Raw genomic sequence first — 18,828 nt, 5'->3', positions numbered from 1 at the left:
TGAGCCACGCCCTCGTTCCGCCAGATCACGCGGGCCGTTACACAAACGCGACCAATCCGAATTGACAGCCGCGTCAGGGCTGTGCGTAAATTACCTCCGTTCCGCCGATGTGAACGGTCACATGGCCGTCACACGACAAGGACACCGGACGCGACAACGAGGTCCACACAGGACTCCTGTGCCCCCGTTGCCGCAGCTTCACCACCCGAAGGACTGCCGCACTGCAGCGGCAGAAGGAGATGCACCGTGGCGTCAACCCCACAGGGACCGGACCTGGCCACCAGGTCCGTCACCAGCGCCGAGACGATCCTCGAGATGCGTTCGATCACCAAGGAGTTCCCTGGTGTGAAGGCGCTCTCGGACGTGTCGCTCAGCGTCCGCGCCGGCGAGATCCACGCGATCTGCGGCGAGAACGGCGCCGGCAAGTCCACGCTCATGAAGGTGCTGTCGGGCGTCTACCCGTACGGCACCTACAGCGGCGAGATCGTCTACGAGGGCGAAGAGGTCCGCTTCAAGGACATCAAGCAGTCCGAGCAGGCCGGCATCGTCATCATCCACCAGGAGCTCGCGCTCATCCCCGAGCTGTCGATCACCGAGAACCTGTTCCTCGGCAACGAGCCCGGCCGCTTCGGCGTGATCGACTGGACCAGCGCCCAGCTGCGTGCCCAGGACCTGCTCGCCCGCGTCGGCCTCGACGAGGACCCCGACACGCAGATCAAGAACCTCGGCGTCGGCAAGCAGCAGCTCGTCGAGATCGCGAAGGCCCTGCACAAGGACGTCAAGCTCCTCATCCTCGACGAGCCGACCGCCGCGCTGAACGAGAACGACTCGCAGCACCTGCTCGACCTGATCGTCGGCCTCAAGGGCAAGGGCATCGCGAGCATCATCATCAGCCACAAGCTCAACGAGATCGAGCAGATCGCCGACGAGATCACGATCATCCGTGACGGCAAGGCGATCGAGACCCTGAACGTGAAGGGCGACGGCGTCAACGAGGACCGCATCATCCGCGGGATGGTCGGTCGGTCGCTCGAGAGCCGCTTCCCGGACCGCACGCCGAAGATCGGCGAGGTGTTCTTCGAGGTCAAGAACTGGACCGTGCAGCACCCTCAGGACCCGTCGCGCCTGGTCGCCAAGGGCTCGAACTTCCACGTCCGCCGTGGCGAGATCGTCGGCTTCGCGGGCCTGATGGGCGCCGGTCGCACCGAGCTCGCGATGAGCATCTTCGGGCGCTCGTACGGCAACTTCATCGACGGTCAGATCATCAAGGACGGCCACGAGGTCAAGATCGCGAACGTCCAGCAGGCGATCGCGAACGGCCTCGGCTACGTCTCCGAGGACCGCAAGGCACTCGGGCTCAACCTGCTCGACACGGTCAAGCGCTCCACGGTCGCGGCTGACCTCCCGAAGATCTCGAAGGGCGGAGTCGTCGACTCGCTCAAGGAGTACGACGTCGCCGAGGAGTACCGCAAGCGGCTCCGCACGAAGGTGCCCTCGGTCGAGGACAACGTCGGCAAGCTCTCCGGCGGGAACCAGCAGAAGGTCGTCCTGTCCAAGTGGATGTTCACCGACCCGGACCTGCTGATCCTCGACGAGCCCACCCGCGGCATCGACGTGGGCGCGAAGTTCGAGATCTACGGCATCATCCAGCAGCTCGCGGCACAGGGGAAGGGCATCATCCTCATCTCCTCCGAGCTCCCCGAACTCCTCGGCCTCTCCGACCGGATCTACACGATCTTCGAGGGCCAGATCACGGCTGACGTCCCCGCCGACCAGGCCGATCCAGAAACGCTCATGCGCAGCATGACCTCCGCGCGGAAGGGCGCCACCGTCTCATGAAGAACCTGAAACTGCTCTTCGGCAAGGGCAACAGCATCGGCCAGTACGGCATGATCATCGCCCTCATCGCGATCCTGATCATCTTCTCGATCTGGACCGACGGGCTGATCCTCCAGCCGACGAACATCATCAACGTGTTCCTGCAGTACTCCTACATCCTCATCCTCGCGCTGGGGATGGTCATGGTGATCATCGCCGGGCACATCGACCTGTCGGTCGGCTCGGTCGCCGCGTTCACGGGCATCATCGTGGCGCAGTCGATGTCGCAGTGGCACTTCCCGGCGTGGGCCGCGATCCTGCTCGGCCTCGCGGTCGGCGCGGCGGTCGGTGCCTGGCAGGGCTTCTGGGTGGCGTTCGTGAAGGTCCCGGCCTTCATCGTGACCCTGGCCGGTCAGCTCATCTTCCGCGGTGCGAACCAGATCATCGGCAACTCGACGTCGGTCCCGACGCCGAACAACTACAACACAATCGGCTCGGGCTTCCTGCCCGACTTCGGCCCGGACTTCGGGTTCTCGAACGGCACGGTCATCCTCGGCATCATCACCTGCCTGGTCCTCGTCTTCCTCGAGTTCCGCGGCCGCCAGCGTCGCAAGAAGATGCAGGCCGAGCTCGTCCCGCTGTGGGTCTCGATCGTCCGCACGGGCATCCTGGTCGCCGTCACCCTCGTCGCCACGTACCTGTTCGGTGCCGGCCCGGCCGGCACGTCGATCCCGATCGTCGCGATCATCCTCGGCGTCCTGACCATCGTCTACGGCTTCCTCACCAAGAACACGATCTTCGGTCGCCAGGTCTACGCGGTCGGTGGCAACGCGAACGCCGCGGTCCTGTCCGGTGTCAGCGCCCGCAAGGTCAACTTCTTCGTGATGATGAACATGTCGGTCCTGGCCGCCGTCGCCGGCATGGTCTTCGTCGGCTACTCCGGCGCCTCGGGCCCCGCTGACGGCACCGGCTGGGAGCTCGACGCGATCGCCGCCGTGTTCGTCGGTGGCGCCGCGGTCGCCGGTGGCATCGGCACGATCTCGGGTTCGATCATCGGTGGTCTCGTCATGGCCCTGCTGTCGAACGGTCTCTCCCTGGTGGGCCTCGAGTCCAACAAGGTGCAGATCATCCGCGGTCTCGTCCTCCTCGTCGCCGTCGCCTTCGACGTGTACTCGAAGTCGCAGGGTCGTCCGTCCCTGATCGGCGGGATGTTGAAGCAGTTCCAACGCAAGGACACCGAGCAGAACACGGTGGCCGCCCAGCAGCCGCGGTCCATCGAGGACCAGCCGGAGAAGGTCAACATCCAGTAACGCGTGGCGGGCGGCCGCTCCGGTGGCCGCCCGCACGATCCCCTCACCAACACCGCTCCACTCCTCAACGAAGAGAAAGCAATCTCATGCGCAAGAAGCTCATCGCCGGCATCGGTCTGGCACTGGTCGCGGGCCTCGCCCTCAGCGGCTGCTCGGCCCGTGGCAACGACACCGGTTCCGGCTCGTCGACCTCCGGCGCCTCGAACGTCCAGATCAAGAAGGGCGACCTGATCGGTGTCGCCCTGCCGGCCAAGACCTCGCAGAACTGGGTCCTCGCAGGTGCCGCGTTCGAGAAGTCGATCACGGACGCCGGCTTCAAGGCCGACATCCAGTACGCGAACGCCGGCAACCCGGTCCCGGACCAGCAGGGCCAGATCCAGTCGATGGTCACCAAGGGCGCGAAGGCCATCATCATCGGTGCGGCCGACGGCTCGCAGCTCGGCACGCAGGTGTCCGCCGCCAAGAAGTCCGGCGCCGTCGTCATCGCCTGGGACCGCAACATCCTGAACACCGAGAACGTCGACTACTACGTCGCGTTCAACAACTTCAAGGTCGGCCAGCTGCAGGCGCAGGCCCTGCTCGACGGCCTCAAGGCCAAGAAGTCGAGCGGCCCGTACAACATCGAGCTGTTCTCCGGCTCGCCCGACGACGCCAACGCGAAGGTCTTCTTCAACGGCGCCATGGACGTGCTCCAGCCGAAGATCGACGACGGCACCCTGAAGGTCCTGTCCGGTCAGACCTCGTTCTCGCAGACCAACACGCAGGGCTGGCTCGCGCAGAACGCCCAGTCGCGCATGACCGACATCCTGACGAAGTCGTACACCAGCGCCGAGCTCGACGGCGTCCTGTCGCCGAACGACACCCTGGCCCGCGCGATCCTGACGGCCACCAAGGCCGCCGGCAAGCCGAACCCGGTCGTCACCGGTCAGGACTCCGAGACCGCCTCGATCCCGCTCATCATGAAGGGCGAGCAGTACTCGACCATCTACAAGAACACCACGGAGGAGGCGCAGGCCGCCATCGACCTGGTGTCCGACCTGGCCGACGGCAAGACCCCGAAGACCACCGAGGACAAGAACAACGACAACGGCAAGAAGATCGTGCCGGCCGTCGAGCTGACCCCGGTCCTGGTCACCAAGGAGAACGCGGTCGAGGCCTACAAGGGCAACAGCACCCTCGAGGACCTCGCGAAGCAGGGCTGATCCCCTTCCGCAGCGGCACCACAGCAGCACCAGCACCGACGGCCCCGTCTCGCTCCGGCGAGACGGGGCCGTCCCGCGTCCGCAGGGTGCGGACGAGCCGGACGGGAGGCACGTGGCGGGCCCGTCACGTGCCTCCCGTCCGTCTCCCGGTCGCTTCGCGACCGGTCGCGCGTCAGCCGGTCGCGCGTCAGCCGGTCACTCGTCAGGCCGGACCGGACCGCAGTGCGTGTCGCGCATCCGCCGCACCGCCGCGCACAGGGTCGGGACGTCCGTCCGGGCGGTGCCGAACACGACCGACGGCGTCGTGTCGAAGTAGCGGCGGGTGAGCCGTTCCCCCAGGAGCGACACCCGCGACCACGGGATGCCCGGTTCGGACGCGGTCACCGCCACGGGGAGGGCGCGGACCGCCTCACCGATCTCGACCAGGCGCATGCGCACGGCGTCGTAGACCAGGGTCTCGGGCAGTGTGTCGTCGGCGACGTACTCCTGGATGAGCCCGCACGCGCGCACCAGGTCGTCGAGCCGGTGCCGCAGGTCGCGGTTCACAGCGGCACCGCGTCGCGGCGGGCGTCCTCGCCCATCCCGGCAGCGTCGGTGACGTCCACGCGCACCCCGAGCAGCTGTTCGGCGGCGTCCTGGATGCGGAGCAGGCTGAAGAGTCCCGTGCCCGGTTCCAGGTCGACCATCAGGTCGACGTCGCTCCGCGGCCCGTCGTCCCCGCGGGCGACGCTGCCGAACAGCCGCGGGTTCGCGGCCCCGAAGGACTCGACGACCTCGATCAACTCCTCGCGGAGCGCGGCGACCCGCTCACGCAGCGACGGCGGGTCGGGCACCGGACGCAGGTCGAACACCGTCTCGAACCCGGCGGCGCGGACGAGCCGCTGCAGGGCGGCCAACGAGGGTTCGCGGCGGCGGTTCTCGTACGTGCTGATCACGCTCTGCGTGACGCCCGCGCGGGTGGCGAGCTGCACCTGGGTGAGCCCGGCGCGCATCCGGGCCTCGCGGAGGATGTCGGACGCCGCCACCGGCGGCGCCGCGTCTGGGGGTGGAGCGACCATGCCGCCACGATACACAGCATGCAACATTTCCCGCGTGCCGATGTGCACGCGGGGTCCGGGTCAGGCGTCGCGCTGCGAGACGTCCGCGCGGTGGAAGTTCAGCGCCGAGCGGGACGGCGTCGGGCCACGCTGCCCCTGGTAGCGCGACTGGTACTCGGCGGAGCCGTAGGGCTTCTCGGCCGGGCTCGACAGCTGGAAGAAGCAGAGCTGGCCGATCTTCATGCCCGGCCAGAGCTTGATCGGCAGGGTCGCCACGTTCGACAGCTCGAGCGTCACGTGTCCGGAGAAGCCCGGGTCGATGAAGCCGGCGGTGGAGTGCGTGAGGAGCCCCAGGCGACCGAGCGAGCTCTTGCCCTCGAGCCGGGCCGCGATGTCGTCGGGGAGCGTGACGACCTCGAACGTCGAGCCGAGGACGAACTCCCCCGGGTGCAGCACGAACGCCTCGTCCGGGTCGGTCTCGACCAGGCGGGTGAGCTCGGGCTGGTCCTCGGCCGGGTCGATGTGCGGGTACTTGTGGTTGTCGAACAGCCGGAAGTACTTGTCGAGCCGGACGTCGATGCTCGACGGCTGGACGAGCGAGGCGTCGTACGGGTCGAGCCCGATCCGGCCCTCGGCGAGCTGGGCGGTGATGTCGCGGTCGGAGAGCAGCACGGTGGGAAGCCTAGCGGCAGGCGGTCCGCCGTCGGTATGCTGCTCGGCTGCCCTCCGGGCGGCGGACGACGGCCGTCCGACCGGCCGAGTGGGGGACCGACCATGAGCACGTACACCGTCGAGGAACTCGTCGTACCGGCGACGATGGACGACGATCCCGAGCGGGTCCGCGCGTTCTGCGACTGGCTGGCGGTCTCCGACGCCGCCGAGGTCGCCGTGCACGGACTCACCGAGCTGTCGTGGAGGCCGGCCGAGTACCTGCCGATGTGCCACGAACCCGGGTCGCCGAGCCGCCTGTTCGTCGTGCGGGACCCGAACGGATCGGTCGTCGGCGCGGGGTCGTACGACACGAAGACCGAGCCCGGGACCACGAACTGCTGGCTCGCGGTCGGGGTCCGGCCGGACCGGCAGCGCCGCGGGATCGGGACGCTGCTCGCCGACCACCTGGAGGGGCTCGCCCGCGCCGAGGGCCGCACGCAGCGCAAGACCTACGCGGTGTCGCGGCAGGTCGGCCCCGCCACCGGCCCGGGGTTCGTCCCGGCGCCGACCGGCTCCGGCGCGGTCCCCGAGGACGAGGCCGGCGTGCGCTTCCTGACCGGCCGCGGGTGGCACTTCGGTCAGGTGAACCGGATCAGCCGGCTCGGGCTGCCGGCCGACGCGTCGGTCGTCCGGGCCCTGCACGAACGCGCAGCCTCGGCCGCCGGGCCGGAGTACCGCGTCCACACGTGGACCGACCGCACGCCGGACGTCTGGCTCGACGGGGTCGCGCTGCTGCACACCCGGATGAGCACCGACGCCCCGTCCGGCGACATGGCGGAGCCCGAGGACGTGTGGACCGCCGACCGTGTTCGGCAGTCCGAGGAGCAGCTCGCCGACGGCCCGCACACCATGCTCACCGTGGCCATCGAGCACGTGCCGAGCACCACCCTGGCCGGTTTCAGCCAGCTGAAGGTGCCGCACGACGCCTCCCGCGCCGTGATGCAGTGGGACACGCTCGTGCTGCGGGAGCACCGGGGGCACCGGCTCGGGTGGCTCCTCAAGGTGGTCGGGATCGAGACCGTCGAGCGGGACTTCCCGGGGCGGCCGTCGATCATCACGTTCAACGCCGAGGAGAACCGGCCAATGCTCGACGTCAACGAGGCGGTCGGGTTCGTCGGGGTGGGCAGCGAGGGCATCTGGGAGCAGCGGGACTGACGGGAGCCGGGTGTCAGGTGGGCGACCTACCATTGGACGGTCATGACCGTCACGTCAGCCGCCACGCAGCCCGGGGACACGGCACCGGACCCCGCCCCCGTCGCCAGCCGGAACTCCACCGTCGCGACGGTCCTCGTCATCGCGATCCCGCTCGCCGTCGCGTGCGCCGTGCTCGGCATGACCGTGACCGGTGCGTTCACCGCCGGGCAGCAGCTCGTCTCGGCGGGCGAGCTCGTCGAGTACGGCCTGCCGGTCGCCCGGGTGGTGCACGACACCACGGCCGCCCTGACGATCGGCCTGCTCGTCGTGGCGGCGTTCGCGCTCCCCGCCAAGAAGCAGGACCACGGCGCGATGTCGAGCGTGCAGCACCGCGCCGCGCGCTGGGCAGCGTCGGCCGGGGCCGTCTGGTTCCTCGCCGCCGTGGTCGGGATCGTGCTCACCGGGGCGAACACCCTCGGCGTGCCGCTCACCAGCCCGGTGTTCGCGCGGAACTTCCTGCTGTTCGCGTTCCAGGTCGAGATCGGCCAGGCCCTCGTGGTGTCGGCCGTCGCCGTCCTGGCCGCCACGGTCGTCGCGGCGTTCGCCACCCGGGCCACGACGCTCGCCGTCGCCACGGTCCTCGGGCTCTTCGCGCTCCTGCCGCTCGCCCTGTCCGGTCACGCGGCCGGGTCGCTCGAGCACGCGAACGCCGTGAACTCGCTCGCGGTGCACCTGGTCGCCGTGTGCGTCTGGGCCGGCGGGCTCGTCGCCGTGGTCGTCCTGCGCTCCCGGACCAAGGGCGCCACCGGACGCGTCGTCGCCCGGTACTCCACACTCGCGGGCTGGGCGTTCGCGGCCGTCGCGTTCTCGGGCATCGTGAACGCCTCGCTCCGGCTGACCGGCCCGCTCGACCTCGTCACGACGACGTACGGCTGGCTCATCACCGTGAAGGCCACCGTGCTCGTGCTGCTCGGACTCGCCGGGGTCGTGCAGCGTCGGAAGCTCGTGCCGGGGCTCCTCCGCGACCCCCTCGACCGTCGACTGTTCGTCCGCTTCGCCCTGGCCGAGATCGTCTTCATGGCGGTCGCCATCGGCGTCTCGGTCGCCGTTTCCCGCTCGCAGCCGCCGATCCCGCAGACGCCGGAGACCGGCGAGGACACCCGCTCCGGGCTCATCGGGTTCCCGTACCCGCCGGCGCAGACCCTGCACACGTACCTGACCCAGTGGCACATCGACTGGGTGTGGCTCGCGCTCGCCGTCGTCGGGGCCGGCTGGTACCTGCTCGCCGTCCGGAAGCTCAATCAGCGCGGTGATTCCTGGCCCGTCGGCCGGACCATCGCGTGGCTGCTCGGCTGCGCGCTGTTCATCTGGACCACCTCGGCGGGCCCCGCGGTCTACGGGATGATCCACTTCTCGTCGCACATGGTCCAGCACATGCTGCTGATGATGTTCGTGCCGCTGCCGCTCGTGCTCGGCGGTCCGGTGCTGCTCGCCCTCCGCACGCTCCCGGTCCGGAACGACGGCTCCCGCGGCGCCCGCGAGTGGCTCATGCTCTTCACGCACTCGCGGTACATGCAGTTCCTCGCGAAGCCCGCCGTCGCCGGGGTGATCTTCGCCGGGTCCCTCGTGGTGTTCTACTTCACGCCGGCGTACCAGTACGCCATGCAGTCCCACGAGTGGCACGTCGCGATGGTCGTGCACTTCGTGTTCAGCGGCTACCTGTTCTTCTGGGTCTTCGTCGGCGTCGACCCGGGCCCGAAGCGTCCGGCGTACCCGATCCTCATCATCGCGCTGCTCGCGACGCTGGCCTTCCACGCGTTCTTCGGCGTCGCCGTGATGACCTCGCAGTCGGTGTTCGCGATCGACTGGTTCCACGCGCTCGGACAGACGGACGACGCCGCACTGCTCGCCGACCAGCACACCGGCGGCGGGATCGCCTGGGGCGCCTCCGAGCTGCCGATGGTGTTCGTTGCGCTGCTCGTCGTGCGGAACTGGGTGCGGACGGACAAGCGGGACGCCAAGCGCCTGGACCGCAAGGCCGACCGCGACGGCGACGCCGACCTCAAGGCGTACAACGAGCGGCTCGCCGCCATGCACGACCGCGACTGACCGACCCGGAACCATCCCGGTGGCAGCCGCGCGGCGCTAGTCGCCGTGGACGATGCAGAACGCGTCGAGGTCCATCGACGCCTCGAGCGCGGCCGCGACACCCGGCTCCCCCGCGGCGCCGAGCGGCGTCAACGTGTCGACCCACCACAGCGGCGTCGACAGCGACGGGGCGTCCGGCAGGATCCGCCGCACCTCGTCCAGGGAGTCCACGCGCCGGACCCCGAGCACCGTGATCACCGGCGTCGCCGCGTCCCGGCAGACCTGCAGCACGGGGCCGTCGTCGAGCGCACGCACCCCCCATGTCTCGTCGTGCAGGAGCAGCGCCTCGGCCACGTCACGGGTCTCCACCGGCCCGCGGCAGAGGAGCGTCACGTCACGCGGCACCCTGACCGCCCCGCTGTCCACCGGTACGCTGCGACCCGGCGTGCGCGCCGCGGTCGTGTCCGTCGAGGGCGCCGTCGTCGTGCGCGGGGTCGAGGGGTGCACCGCCGACGAGCTGCAGGAAGCGGTCCTCGTCGATCCGGTCCAGGAACGCCTCGAGCGCCTCCCACCCGTCGTCGAACCGCACGACCAGTCCCCCGCCGCCGAACACCGACGTCGTCGTGCGCGGGGGCGGCCAGACACCGTCGCGGTCCAGGAACGCCGTGGCCTCGGCACCCACCACGACCGCGAGGGGTGACGGCTCGCCGTGCGAGGCCGCCCGGACCAGGTGGTCGGCGTCCCCCCGCCGCTGCATCACGACGCCGAACACCGGCTCGACCTCGTCCGACACCCGGTGCACCGCGTCCAGGAGCTTCGACGCGAGCGCCGGGTCCGCGCCGTCCTCCGGGATCGTCAGCACCGCCGACATCGTCTCCACGACCACACCGTCCACCAGGTGCGCGGTCATCGTCGCCGAGAACCCGTTGCCCACCGCGTACGACGTCGACACTCCGGGCGCCTCGTGCTTGGCGTACTGCGTCACGACCCAGCGGTCCCACGGCACCGTGAGCGGCTCGCTCGTGCCCCAGTGCGTCGGACAGGTGCCGACGGTGTCGCAGAGCGCCTCGATCGCGGTGCCGATGTCGACCGCGCGGTCCGCGTGGTGGCGGAGCGTCAGGTCGATGCTGATCTGCCGGACCGAGTCCGCGACCTCGGGGTGCGCCGGCGACGGCGGGCCGACCAGCTCGGGTCCGTGCTCGACGAAGTCCTCGACGCCGGAGGCGGCGACCCCCGTCCGCCCGTCCCGCAACGATCCGTCGGGCTCGTCCACCGCCCACGCGGCGTGGTGTGCGCCCAACGCGTGCCGCAGGGCGGGGGTGAGTGCTGCCTCCCGTCCGGTGCGGAGCACGACCGTACGTCCTGACTCGGCGGCGCGACGCAGGAGGGCGGCCAGCGACTCGGTCAACCAGACCACCGGCGAGGCGGACCGGACCACGATGGCGGGGCCGACCACGTCGTCGATGAGGGGATGCCTGACCATCCGGGTCCTCCTCGCGTCGGGGGCTCGATCCACCTGGACGGTACACACGGCGACGACACCTGTCCGTCAGGTGGGGCACCTCACAGGGGAGACCCAACGAACGGCCTGGAGGCACGGGGCGGGTCCGCCGCGCGACGCGCGGCCGGGTGCTCGGCTGGCATCCAGCGTGGAATCCGCTAGGCTTGCTGCGTCCCGCTCGGCGGGATGCGCGAGTGTAGTTCAATGGTAGAACTCCAGCTTCCCAAGCTGGTAGCGCGGGTTCGATTCCCGTCACTCGCTCTCTGTGGGTTCTGGCGCTTCTCGGTGCCTCCTGGCCTCTCTGCTTCTTCCCTCCTCTGGAAGGGCATCGGCGCGTCGGTTGTCGGCGGCCTGTTCTCGGCGTCGCCCCGGAGATGATCGGGCACTGGAGCGATCGCGCTCCCGCGTCGTCGGACCGTCCTCGGCAGATGTTGTTCAGGAAGGCCGCGGCGCTCTCGGAGCGGCGACGCCTGTTCGGATGGCGCCCCTTCATCGCGAACGTTTGCGGACCACCTATTTGCGACAGCTGATCTCGGAAATCTGCTGGCAGGAGCGGTCACACGACGCTGTGTGGACGGCTGCCTGTTGAGGACCGGCTACTGAGACGGGCCGCCGCCTGTCGGTCGACTACTCAGAACGCCCTCCACGACCCAGCACGCCACGCCCACGACAATCGGAGCGCCACCGATCCAGACCGCGGCGGGGCTACCGGCTTCCACGTTGCCGGCGATCACCGAACCACCAGTGAGCACGAAGAACAGCCCGACACCCCCGATGACCGCGCTGAGCATCTTGGACCGAGGTGACCCCTTCGCCCGGGTGATGCCGAGGAAATCGAGAACGCGTCTCATGCGGCGAGCGTACGGCGTCGGGCGGCCCGTCGATCGATCGGCTATCGAGACCGCATCGGTGTGGTCTCCGGGTGCGGGACGTGCTTGCTGCCAGGCTCGACGAGGGCAGTTCGATTGCCGCCCGTGAGGGTGAGGAGTGAGATGCCGCAGGCGAAGGTCGCTCGTGAGCCCGTGTCGTTCTTTGTAAGCGGTCCGGAAGCAGTGTGGGTGTGGGAACCCGGACGAGGCCTCATCAAGCTCACCGCGCCGTTCCGAGAGCGAAACCCTGACGGCTTTCAACTCTCGGTCGATGGCACGACGCTGCGGTACGGCTCCAGTGGATCCGCGCTACTGCCAGATCGACGATTCTCGTTGGACCTGCTGTCTGGGGTCGAGACCGAGGAGCCAGCATGGCCGAGCAACACGCGGGTCTTCTACGGCGACGCAGCCGACGAATGCCGCGTCGAGTGGGCCGACTGGGTCAACCACCACCCGACACAGTCGATTTACCGGCTCCGCAACGCCGCCGGGGATCAGCTGCCGTCACCGTTCTCGTTGCCGGCAACACGGGAGGACGAATGGATTGAACTCCCCACGCGATTCACATTGAGCACCAGCCTGGATGGGGACACGTTGCAGTTCTCACCCGACGGACACCGACTCGTGGTCAACTGCACCTGGTGGGGTCATCCGGTGGGCGCCATCCAAGTATTCGACCGGACAGCCGGGCTCGTTCACCAGCGGTACGGGTTCGTCACCGAGGGGTCCGGAGTGTGGAGCCCGAACGGTCGGAAGCTCCTCGGACGAACCATCTCCATCGGCCGGTCGATCGAGTACCGCGTGGAGGTCTTCGACCTCGAACGGCGAGATGCGACGCCCCTGCCGATCGACTCCGACGACTATCAACGGTCTGAAGCCCCATGCGTTGGGTGGCTCGACGACGATCACGTCCTGCTCTACACGAGGCAGCAACGCGACATCACCTTCCATGCGTTTCACACTGGAACCGGAGAACGCACGGAGGTCAACACATTCCGCCTACCGATGCCCTCCGGCTCGATGAATGACCTCCACATCGCGCCCAGAGTCGTGGCTAACCGGCCAGGCGCCCTTCTGTGAACCAGCCGCGGCGTAACGACCGGTAGCGGATGCCTGGGCGGACGGCTCTGCGGTCTACAACCCCTTGCGCTTGTTGGTCTCCCAGTAGCCGAGTACCACGTCATCCTCCGGCAGCTCTCGTTCGACGAGCAGCAGCAGACGACGTCCTTGGCGTTCGTGGGAGCGCGCAGCCGCCTCAGTCGGCCAGCCAGTTTCGATGCCGTAGTTCTCGTTGAAGTCGCGAGCCCATTCGAGAATCTCGCGCTCAAGTCGGGGCGAGAACGACGGCGTGCCAGCGTCGCAAGGGCCGTCGTCGTCCCACAGCGGCCAGTCGACGCTGTACTCGTTCATCAGCCGGTAGCGCATACCCGCAGGATCGCACAGCAGGCAAAACGCCGTCCGGTGGCCGATCGGCCATCGGGATTGGTTGCTCGTAGGCTTGCTGGGTGATCGCGCGAGTTCTTGGTTCTGGTCGTCCGATTGTCGCCCTCCACGGTTTCGGTGTCGATCACCGGATCATGCTGCCGCTGGCGGACGCGGTGCAGGACCTGCCTTGGCGACTGGTCTTCCTCGACCTGCCGTGGGCCGAAGCCGCCGCGGCGACCGCAACCGCGACGAGCGCGGCCGACGTGGCCGACGAGGTACTCGCCGACATCGACGACCACCTCGGCGACGAGCCCTTCGCCGTCATCGGGAACTCCTTCGGCGGCATGATCGCCCGACACGTCGCGCACGAACGCCGAAACCGCGTCCTCGGCGTCGCGACCCTGGCGGGTGTCGTGCATCCGGCGCACGCGGACCGCGTCGTTCCCGAGCGCACCGTGCTGCACACCGAATCGTCCGTCCTCGAAGCCGCCGGCGATGTGCGAGAAGCCTTCGAGGAGGTCAGCGTCATCCAGAACGCCGCCGCGTTCACATCGTTCGAGCGGTACGTGCTGCCCGGTCTCCGTGGCGCCGACCCTGCTGTGATGGACCGTATCGCCGCGGATTACGCACTTGATGCCGTGCCGGAGGAGCGCCACCCGGAACCGTTCACCGCTCCGGCCCTGCACGTGTTCGGTCGGCAGGACGACGTCGTCGGGTACGAGGACGGGCTCGCACTCCGAGACCACTACCCGCGAGGGAGCTTCGTCGTCCTCGACGCTGCTGGACACAACGTGCACCTTGAGCAACCCGGGATCACCGCCGCCCTGATCCGCGACTGGCTCGCACGCATCGACCGGTAGCCGATCGGCTATCGAGACGGGGCGATCGGTACCTGGCCCGCTTCGCAGACGGGCACCCCCTCCCATATCGGGCAACGGTGTCGGTGGGTCTCTCTACGGTCACGTTCCGCGAAGATCCTCCTGCTTTCCCGGAACACCGGTGCGATCCTGCCCTTCCTGACCGGACCGGACCACGCGAAGGCGCCGCTCGACGGGTTCCGAATCGCCTACATCAATGACGCGCAGCGATCGTTCACGGGTGCTGCGTTCGTCGAGGCGGAACAGGCCGCCCTCGAGAAGCTCGCTGGCCACATCGTCTCGGTCACCGTACGAGCAACCGACCCCCACCGGTTCGATCAGATCCTCGCGGACGTCGACGCCGTGTACGTGGCCAGCGGAAGCACCTTCGCCCTGCTGGAGGCGTTGCGTGTGAGTGGGAACGCGGCCGTGCTGGTCGGGCGCGTTAGGGCTGGTCTGCCGTACATCGGTGCGAGCGCCGGCTCGATCATCGCCGGACCAGATGTGACCCCGGCCTCCTTGATGGACGATCCCGCTGAGGGGCCAGCGCTCACCGACTACGCCGGACTCGCGCTGATCGATCAGACGGTGGTCCCGCACGCGGACGGCCTCCTACCGCCGTACCCGCCGGAACTCATCCAGAAGACCCTCGACACATACCGCGACTCCTACGCCCTGACTCCGCTGGCTGATGACCAGGCTCTACTCATGGACAACGGGCGACCGAGCATCATCAGATCTGGGCTCTGACCGCGATCGGCGTCCGGCTGAGTCCTCATCAGACAGCCGCTGCGAGACCGACGACGTCGTCGCACTCGAGGATGAGCGTCGAGCCGTCTCGCATCCTGAGTTCCGCAACAGTCCCGCCTCGCTGGAACACTGCCGGTGGCTTTCCCGGTGCGCGACGGACACCGACACCGCCGTACGTCACCGGGTCGATGACCGTCTCACTGACCGAGGTGATCTGCACGGTCGGAACCGCCTTCCGGAAGAAGGGCGTCAGCCACACCACGAGCGTGCTTTCCCGCACCGTGATCACGAGCGATTGGGTTGCCGCGGCCAGTCCGATCAGGGTGCCGATGCTCAGTACGGTGACCAGCATGCTCGCGTCGGCAACGGACCGGCCGGGCATCGACGGCACGGAGGCGGCGAGCGCAGCAGCACTCCCGACAGCGACGATGGTCCCGAGGAGCACGATCCAACTCGGCGCACGGTGGCGTTCACGGAACACGAGCGACCGTTCCTGCTCGGCGTCGCGAGCGGTGGATCTCTCGTTCTTTTCCGTCACGGGGAGGTCCGCCTGCTCGGCGCCGGGGGGAGTTCCAGACGTTCGGAGCTGTGCAGGACCAGGAGGAGCAAGCCGACCAGGAGCGGTACCGCGAGGAAGGTCACGGAGCCACTGTCACCGACGTAGCCGCGGAGCCTGTTGAAGCTGAGCGCCCCGACGTAGGGCGCCAGGCTCAGCATGATCGTGAAGGCAGCTCGCCAGTAGCGTGCGAGCGCCAGCCCGATCGCTCCGAGCTCGAGGACGCCGGTCGCGTACCAGGCGTAGAGGTTCCCGCCCCAGATCGATCGGCTGTACAGCCATTCGCTGAGGTCGCTCGTCGAGACGTAGCTGAGCGCACCGAGCAGCGCCCAGCCGACCGCCGCTGCGGCGGTGTGGTGCGAACGGTGAGGTCGTCCGATGGCTGCGACGACGGCACACGTGCTGAGCAGGAACAGCGTCGCTCGGTCGACGCTCCACACGCCGGACGGGGACGCGAGGAAGTACGGCGACACAGTGGCGAGCAACACCAGGATGAGCAGTGTTGCCCTCCCGACCACCCACCGCCCGGCCAGAGCCGCGGAGAGCGCGACGCCCCAGAGCGCGGCGTACACGAAGCCGGTGTCACGGAACGGTCCGATCTGGGCCATCAGTCCCGGAGCCGGGTTGCTGTGGATCCACGGAGACCAACTCGTGAAGACGAACTCGGCCAGACCGAGGCCGGCCCCCATCGCGAGCGCGGCGGTGCTGACGGCGTTGCGGACCTCCGGGAGGACGATGCGGTCGAGGCGCGTCTCGATGCCGTGACCCGCGATCGCCCACTGTTCCTGGCGGGTCGGATGCGTGCGGTCCTCCCCGTCCGCCACGTCGAGGAGGGTTCCCACGAAGGCTTCACCGTGGACGGCTCGCCACGAACGGGGATACCACCCGAGGAGGCGACGGTACCGGCGCTCCTGCGCGCTGGTCATGCTCCGACCGCCCGACCGGGTGCGACGGACGGTCGGCGGAGTCCGGCTTCGAGGGCTCGTACCTTGAGGGCGAGCCGCTCGGTCTCGTCCTCCAGACGTCGGGTCCCTGCCGAGGTGAGCGCGTAGTAGCGCCGGAGACGCCCGCCGATGACCTCGTCTCCGGCTCCCTCCACGAGACCGTCCGACTCGAGTCGCTCCAGGGTCTTGTAGAGCGTCGTCACGGCGAGCGCGACGTTGCCGGCGGAGAGTTCGGCGACGGACTGGATGATCCCGTAGCCGTGCGCCCGCCCACGAGCGAGCGTGGTCAGGACCCAGAAGGCTGGCTCGCGGAGTTCAGGTGTGCTCACGCAGTGAGCTTATTCCCATGATGGGAGTATGTCCACGACGGGAATGATCGCGATCGTCCGGCGAGACGGTGAGCCAGCCCCACGAATGTAAGCGCTTCCCCACAGAAATCCCCCGCCACTACGGTTCTTGCCGACGGAGCGCGACCGGCGCACTCCCCGACGAGAGCAGGACCCATGGGACTGATGGACAAGTACAAGGCGCTCTTCACCGGCCCGGCGATCGACGTCGCGTCCGAGATCGGCCGGTTGCTCCCGAACGGCGACCGCGTGCTCGTCCACAGCCAGGTGGTCCCGAGCGGCTTCAAGCGGGGCGGTGGCGGCGTCGGCGTCGACGGCCGGCTCATGAACCTCGTCACCTCGGCGGTCGAGACGGCCGTCTCGCGGTCGCAGCACACCGGCGGCGAGGAGGGCTCCACCGCCCGCACCCTGCCGAACGAGGCCGGCCCCTACCTGATGGTCATCAGCGAGCAGTCCCTGTCGATGTGGGACCTCGGGATGACGGGCAATCAGCTCCCCGCGGAGCACCTCGTGACGATCCCGCGGGCGCAGGTCGCGTCGATCGTCGACACCGGGAAGACCGCGCAGGGCGGGGTTCCGGTCGCGCGCCTCACGTTCGCCGACGGGTCGTTCGCGGACCAGCGCCTCATCAGCAAGCCGGGTCCCGAGTTTTGGTCGATCGCCGGCGCGATCTGAGCGCGCAGCGCTCCGCTCCAGAGCCGGCGACCCACCGGACGGGAGGCCCGCGGCGGGCCCGCCCCGGGCCTCCCGTCCGTCCCGTGGGCGCGTCCGGCCGACGGCGGTCCGGCTGGCGCACTCGCGTGCCGGCCGCGACGAACCCGGCCTAGCCTGCCGCTGTGGAGCGGATGAGCAGGGTCCTGGGCAGCGCCGCCGCGGTGGCGCTCGTCGTGGTGGGCATCGCGTCGTGCACGTCCGCACCGCCCGAGGCGGCGCCCTCCGCGGCCGCGGCCACGACCGGGAACCCGGCGCCCGGACTGCACACCGTGCGGCTGACCACTGCGGACGGCGCGCGCGCCGGACGCGCTGCGGGGCGCTCCCTGCGCGTGCCCGGCGGCTGGCGCGCCGAGGTCTGGGCGGACGCCCCCGGTGCGCGGATGGCCGCGTGGCTCCCCGACGGCAGCATGCTCCTGACCACCGGCTCCGAAGGGGAGCTGCTGCGCCTCGAGCCGCGCGGCGGGGACCGGGCGCCGACCGTGCACCGGCTCGCGACCGGACTGGACGACCCGCAGGGCGTCGCGGTGACGGAGCACGACGGCCGGACCGTCGTGGTGCTCGGCGAGGCGACCCGCATCGAGACCTGGCGGTACGACGACGGCGCGCTCGGCGACCACCGGGTCCTGGTCGACGGGCTGCCGACGGGCGGGCACGGCGGCAAGTTCGTCGCGGTGCGGGACGGTGTGGTGGCCTACGACATCGGCTCCGCGTCGAACAGCGACGGCGCCGACCGCCGCGACCACCCCGACCGCGCGGTGATCCGGCAGGTGCGGCTCGACGGGACCGGGGACACGCTGCTGGCCACCGGGGTCCGGAACGGCGAGGGGCTCGCGCACGCGCCGGACGGCACGCTCTTCGCCGCCGTGAACCAGGCCGACCAGCAGCCGTACCCGTTCCACGACGGCAGCGGGCACTACGGGCGGCGGGTGCAGGCGTACGTGAACGAGCACCCGGACGACCAGGTGACGCGGATCACGGCGGGGGCCGAGCTCGGGTGGCCGTTCTGCCAGCCGGACTCCCGCGGGAAGCCCGACCTGCTCGACCTCGGGTACGTCGACGACCCCGCGAACAACCCCGACGGGAAGGCCCTCGACTGCGCCACCGTCACCCCGACGATGGTCGGGCTCCCCGCGCACAGCGCCCCGGTCGGGTTCGTGTTCACCCGCGGGAGCGCCCTGCCCGCGGCGTACGCGGACGGGGCACTCGTCACGACGCACGGGTCGTGGAACCGGAAGCCACCGCGGCCACCGTCGGTGTCGTACAGCGCCTGGGACGACAGCGCGCACACCCTCGGTCGGCCGCGCACGATCGTCGAGGGGTTCCAGGACGACGACGGGTCGCGGTGGGGTCGGTCGGTGGACGCCGTGCCCGGCCCGGACGGCAGCCTGTACGTGACGGACGACACCGCGGGGCTGGTCTACCGGCTGACCCCGGGGTCGTGAGCCGGGGCTCGCGTGCGCCCGGTCCGCAGGGCGGGTGGACACCGGACGGGAGGCACGTGGCGGGCCTGCCACGTGCCTCCCGTCCGGTGTGGGGCCGGGTCCGTCGGGGCCGGGCCTGTCGGA

The 18,828-nt window shown here is 69.6% G+C and carries 20 protein-coding genes and 1 tRNA gene; 11 read left to right on the top strand and 10 right to left on the bottom strand.

Annotated features, from left to right (window positions below):
* The first annotated feature begins 315 nt into the window (after nt 1-315).
* The 3 genes from mmsA (at nt 316) to LQK89_RS01830 (ending at nt 4,330) form a co-directional block, all read left to right on the top strand.
* On the top strand, nt 316-1,839 hold the full coding sequence (gene mmsA, locus LQK89_RS01840) for a multiple monosaccharide ABC transporter ATP-binding protein (RefSeq protein WP_058743015.1): 1,524 nt from the start codon (nt 316-318) through the stop codon (nt 1,837-1,839).
* Nucleotides 1,836-3,128, top strand: coding sequence for a multiple monosaccharide ABC transporter permease (gene mmsB / locus LQK89_RS01835; protein ID WP_175325223.1), 1,293 nt, complete (start codon nt 1,836-1,838; stop codon nt 3,126-3,128). Before mmsA ends, mmsB begins: the two co-directional genes overlap by 4 nt.
* Before the next feature lie 86 nt (nt 3,129-3,214).
* A complete protein-coding gene (locus LQK89_RS01830) occupies nt 3,215-4,330 on the top strand; it encodes a substrate-binding domain-containing protein (RefSeq protein ID WP_175325224.1) in 1,116 nt (371 codons plus the stop codon).
* Nucleotides 4,331-4,525: 195 nt separating this feature from the next.
* Here LQK89_RS01830 and LQK89_RS01825 read toward each other — a convergent pair whose 3' ends face one another.
* Genes LQK89_RS01825 through dcd form a run of 3 tightly spaced genes read right to left on the bottom strand, consistent with a single transcriptional unit; the run spans nt 4,526 to nt 6,039 of the window.
* Nucleotides 4,526-4,876, bottom strand: a complete 351-nt coding sequence (locus LQK89_RS01825) for a HepT-like ribonuclease domain-containing protein (protein WP_175325225.1) — start codon at nt 4,874-4,876, stop codon at nt 4,526-4,528.
* Nucleotides 4,873-5,388, bottom strand: coding sequence for a helix-turn-helix domain-containing protein (locus LQK89_RS01820; RefSeq protein WP_175325226.1), 516 nt, complete (start codon nt 5,386-5,388; stop codon nt 4,873-4,875). Before LQK89_RS01820 ends, LQK89_RS01825 begins: the two co-directional genes overlap by 4 nt.
* 60 nt (nt 5,389-5,448) lie before the next feature.
* Nucleotides 5,449-6,039 carry a dCTP deaminase gene (gene dcd, locus LQK89_RS01815; protein ID WP_058743010.1) on the bottom strand — a complete coding sequence of 197 codons (591 nt, stop codon included), beginning with the start codon at nt 6,037-6,039 and terminating at the stop codon, nt 5,449-5,451.
* A gap of 102 nt (nt 6,040-6,141) precedes the next feature.
* On the opposite strand from dcd, the gene LQK89_RS01810 reads away from it, so the two are divergent.
* Nucleotides 6,142-7,233 carry a GNAT family N-acetyltransferase gene (locus LQK89_RS01810; protein ID WP_231049983.1) on the top strand — a complete coding sequence of 364 codons (1,092 nt, stop codon included), beginning with the start codon at nt 6,142-6,144 and terminating at the stop codon, nt 7,231-7,233.
* A gap of 42 nt (nt 7,234-7,275) precedes the next feature.
* Nucleotides 7,276-9,321, top strand: coding sequence for a cytochrome c oxidase assembly protein (locus LQK89_RS01805; RefSeq protein WP_231049982.1), 2,046 nt, complete (start codon nt 7,276-7,278; stop codon nt 9,319-9,321).
* Between the two features lie 36 nt (nt 9,322-9,357).
* Here the strand turns inward: LQK89_RS01805 and LQK89_RS01800 are convergent, their stop codons facing one another.
* The gene (locus LQK89_RS01800; protein WP_231049981.1) at nt 9,358-9,693 is read right to left on the bottom strand and encodes a hypothetical protein; all 336 of its coding nucleotides are present in this window, start codon (nt 9,691-9,693) and stop codon (nt 9,358-9,360) included.
* Between the two features lies 1 nt (nt 9,694).
* Nucleotides 9,695-10,783, bottom strand: a complete 1,089-nt coding sequence (locus LQK89_RS01795; protein ID WP_231049980.1) for a DUF6177 family protein — start codon at nt 10,781-10,783, stop codon at nt 9,695-9,697.
* Nucleotides 10,784-10,991: 208 nt separating this feature from the next.
* Here LQK89_RS01795 and LQK89_RS01790 point away from each other — a divergent pair.
* Nucleotides 10,992-11,062, top strand: a tRNA-Gly gene (locus LQK89_RS01790).
* A 335-nt stretch (nt 11,063-11,397) separates the two neighbouring features.
* Here LQK89_RS01790 and LQK89_RS01785 read toward each other — a convergent pair.
* Nucleotides 11,398-11,652 carry a hypothetical protein gene (locus LQK89_RS01785; RefSeq protein ID WP_231049979.1) on the bottom strand — a complete coding sequence of 85 codons (255 nt, stop codon included), beginning with the start codon at nt 11,650-11,652 and terminating at the stop codon, nt 11,398-11,400.
* A gap of 141 nt (nt 11,653-11,793) precedes the next feature.
* Here LQK89_RS01785 and LQK89_RS01780 point away from each other — a divergent pair, with 141 nt between their 5' ends.
* Nucleotides 11,794-12,750, top strand: coding sequence for a hypothetical protein (locus tag LQK89_RS01780; RefSeq protein WP_231049978.1), 957 nt, complete (start codon nt 11,794-11,796; stop codon nt 12,748-12,750).
* A gap of 54 nt (nt 12,751-12,804) precedes the next feature.
* Here LQK89_RS01780 and LQK89_RS01775 read toward each other — a convergent pair whose 3' ends face one another.
* Nucleotides 12,805-13,095 (bottom strand): hypothetical protein, encoded by a 291-nt coding sequence (locus LQK89_RS01775; protein ID WP_058741000.1) that lies wholly within the window; start codon nt 13,093-13,095, stop codon nt 12,805-12,807.
* An 80-nt stretch (nt 13,096-13,175) separates the two neighbouring features.
* On the opposite strand from LQK89_RS01775, the gene LQK89_RS01770 reads away from it, so the two are divergent.
* Entirely contained in the window at nt 13,176-13,955 is a 780-nt protein-coding gene (locus LQK89_RS01770; RefSeq protein WP_269145913.1) for an alpha/beta fold hydrolase, read from the top strand.
* Between the two features lie 3 nt (nt 13,956-13,958).
* A complete protein-coding gene (locus LQK89_RS18140) occupies nt 13,959-14,702 on the top strand; it encodes a Type 1 glutamine amidotransferase-like domain-containing protein (RefSeq protein WP_442874071.1) in 744 nt (247 codons plus the stop codon).
* A gap of 28 nt (nt 14,703-14,730) precedes the next feature.
* Here LQK89_RS18140 and LQK89_RS01760 read toward each other — a convergent pair whose 3' ends face one another.
* The 3 genes from LQK89_RS01760 to LQK89_RS01750 form a co-directional block, all read right to left on the bottom strand.
* Entirely contained in the window at nt 14,731-15,240 is a 510-nt protein-coding gene (locus tag LQK89_RS01760) for a hypothetical protein (RefSeq protein WP_231049975.1), read from the bottom strand.
* Nucleotides 15,237-16,100: a hypothetical protein gene (locus tag LQK89_RS01755; RefSeq protein WP_231049974.1), complete on the bottom strand. Its 864-nt coding sequence runs from the start codon at nt 16,098-16,100 to the stop codon at nt 15,237-15,239. The genes LQK89_RS01760 and LQK89_RS01755 overlap by 4 nt, the downstream gene beginning before the upstream one ends.
* Nucleotides 16,101-16,180: 80 nt before the next feature.
* A complete protein-coding gene (locus LQK89_RS01750) occupies nt 16,181-16,531 on the bottom strand; it encodes a PadR family transcriptional regulator (protein ID WP_058741725.1) in 351 nt (116 codons plus the stop codon).
* Between the two features lie 174 nt (nt 16,532-16,705).
* Here LQK89_RS01750 and LQK89_RS01745 point away from each other — a divergent pair, with 174 nt between their 5' ends.
* A complete protein-coding gene (locus LQK89_RS01745) occupies nt 16,706-17,224 on the top strand; it encodes a hypothetical protein (protein ID WP_231049973.1) in 519 nt (172 codons plus the stop codon).
* Nucleotides 17,225-17,394: 170 nt separating this feature from the next.
* The gene (locus LQK89_RS01740; protein WP_231049972.1) at nt 17,395-18,705 is read left to right on the top strand and encodes a PQQ-dependent sugar dehydrogenase; all 1,311 of its coding nucleotides are present in this window, start codon (nt 17,395-17,397) and stop codon (nt 18,703-18,705) included.
* Nucleotides 18,706-18,828 lie beyond the last annotated feature (123 nt).

The sequence above is a fragment of the Curtobacterium sp. C1 genome (assembly GCF_021049325.1).
GTDB lineage: Bacteria > Actinomycetota > Actinomycetes > Actinomycetales > Microbacteriaceae > Curtobacterium > Curtobacterium citreum.
This window is presented reverse-complemented; position numbering and strand designations above follow the sequence as displayed.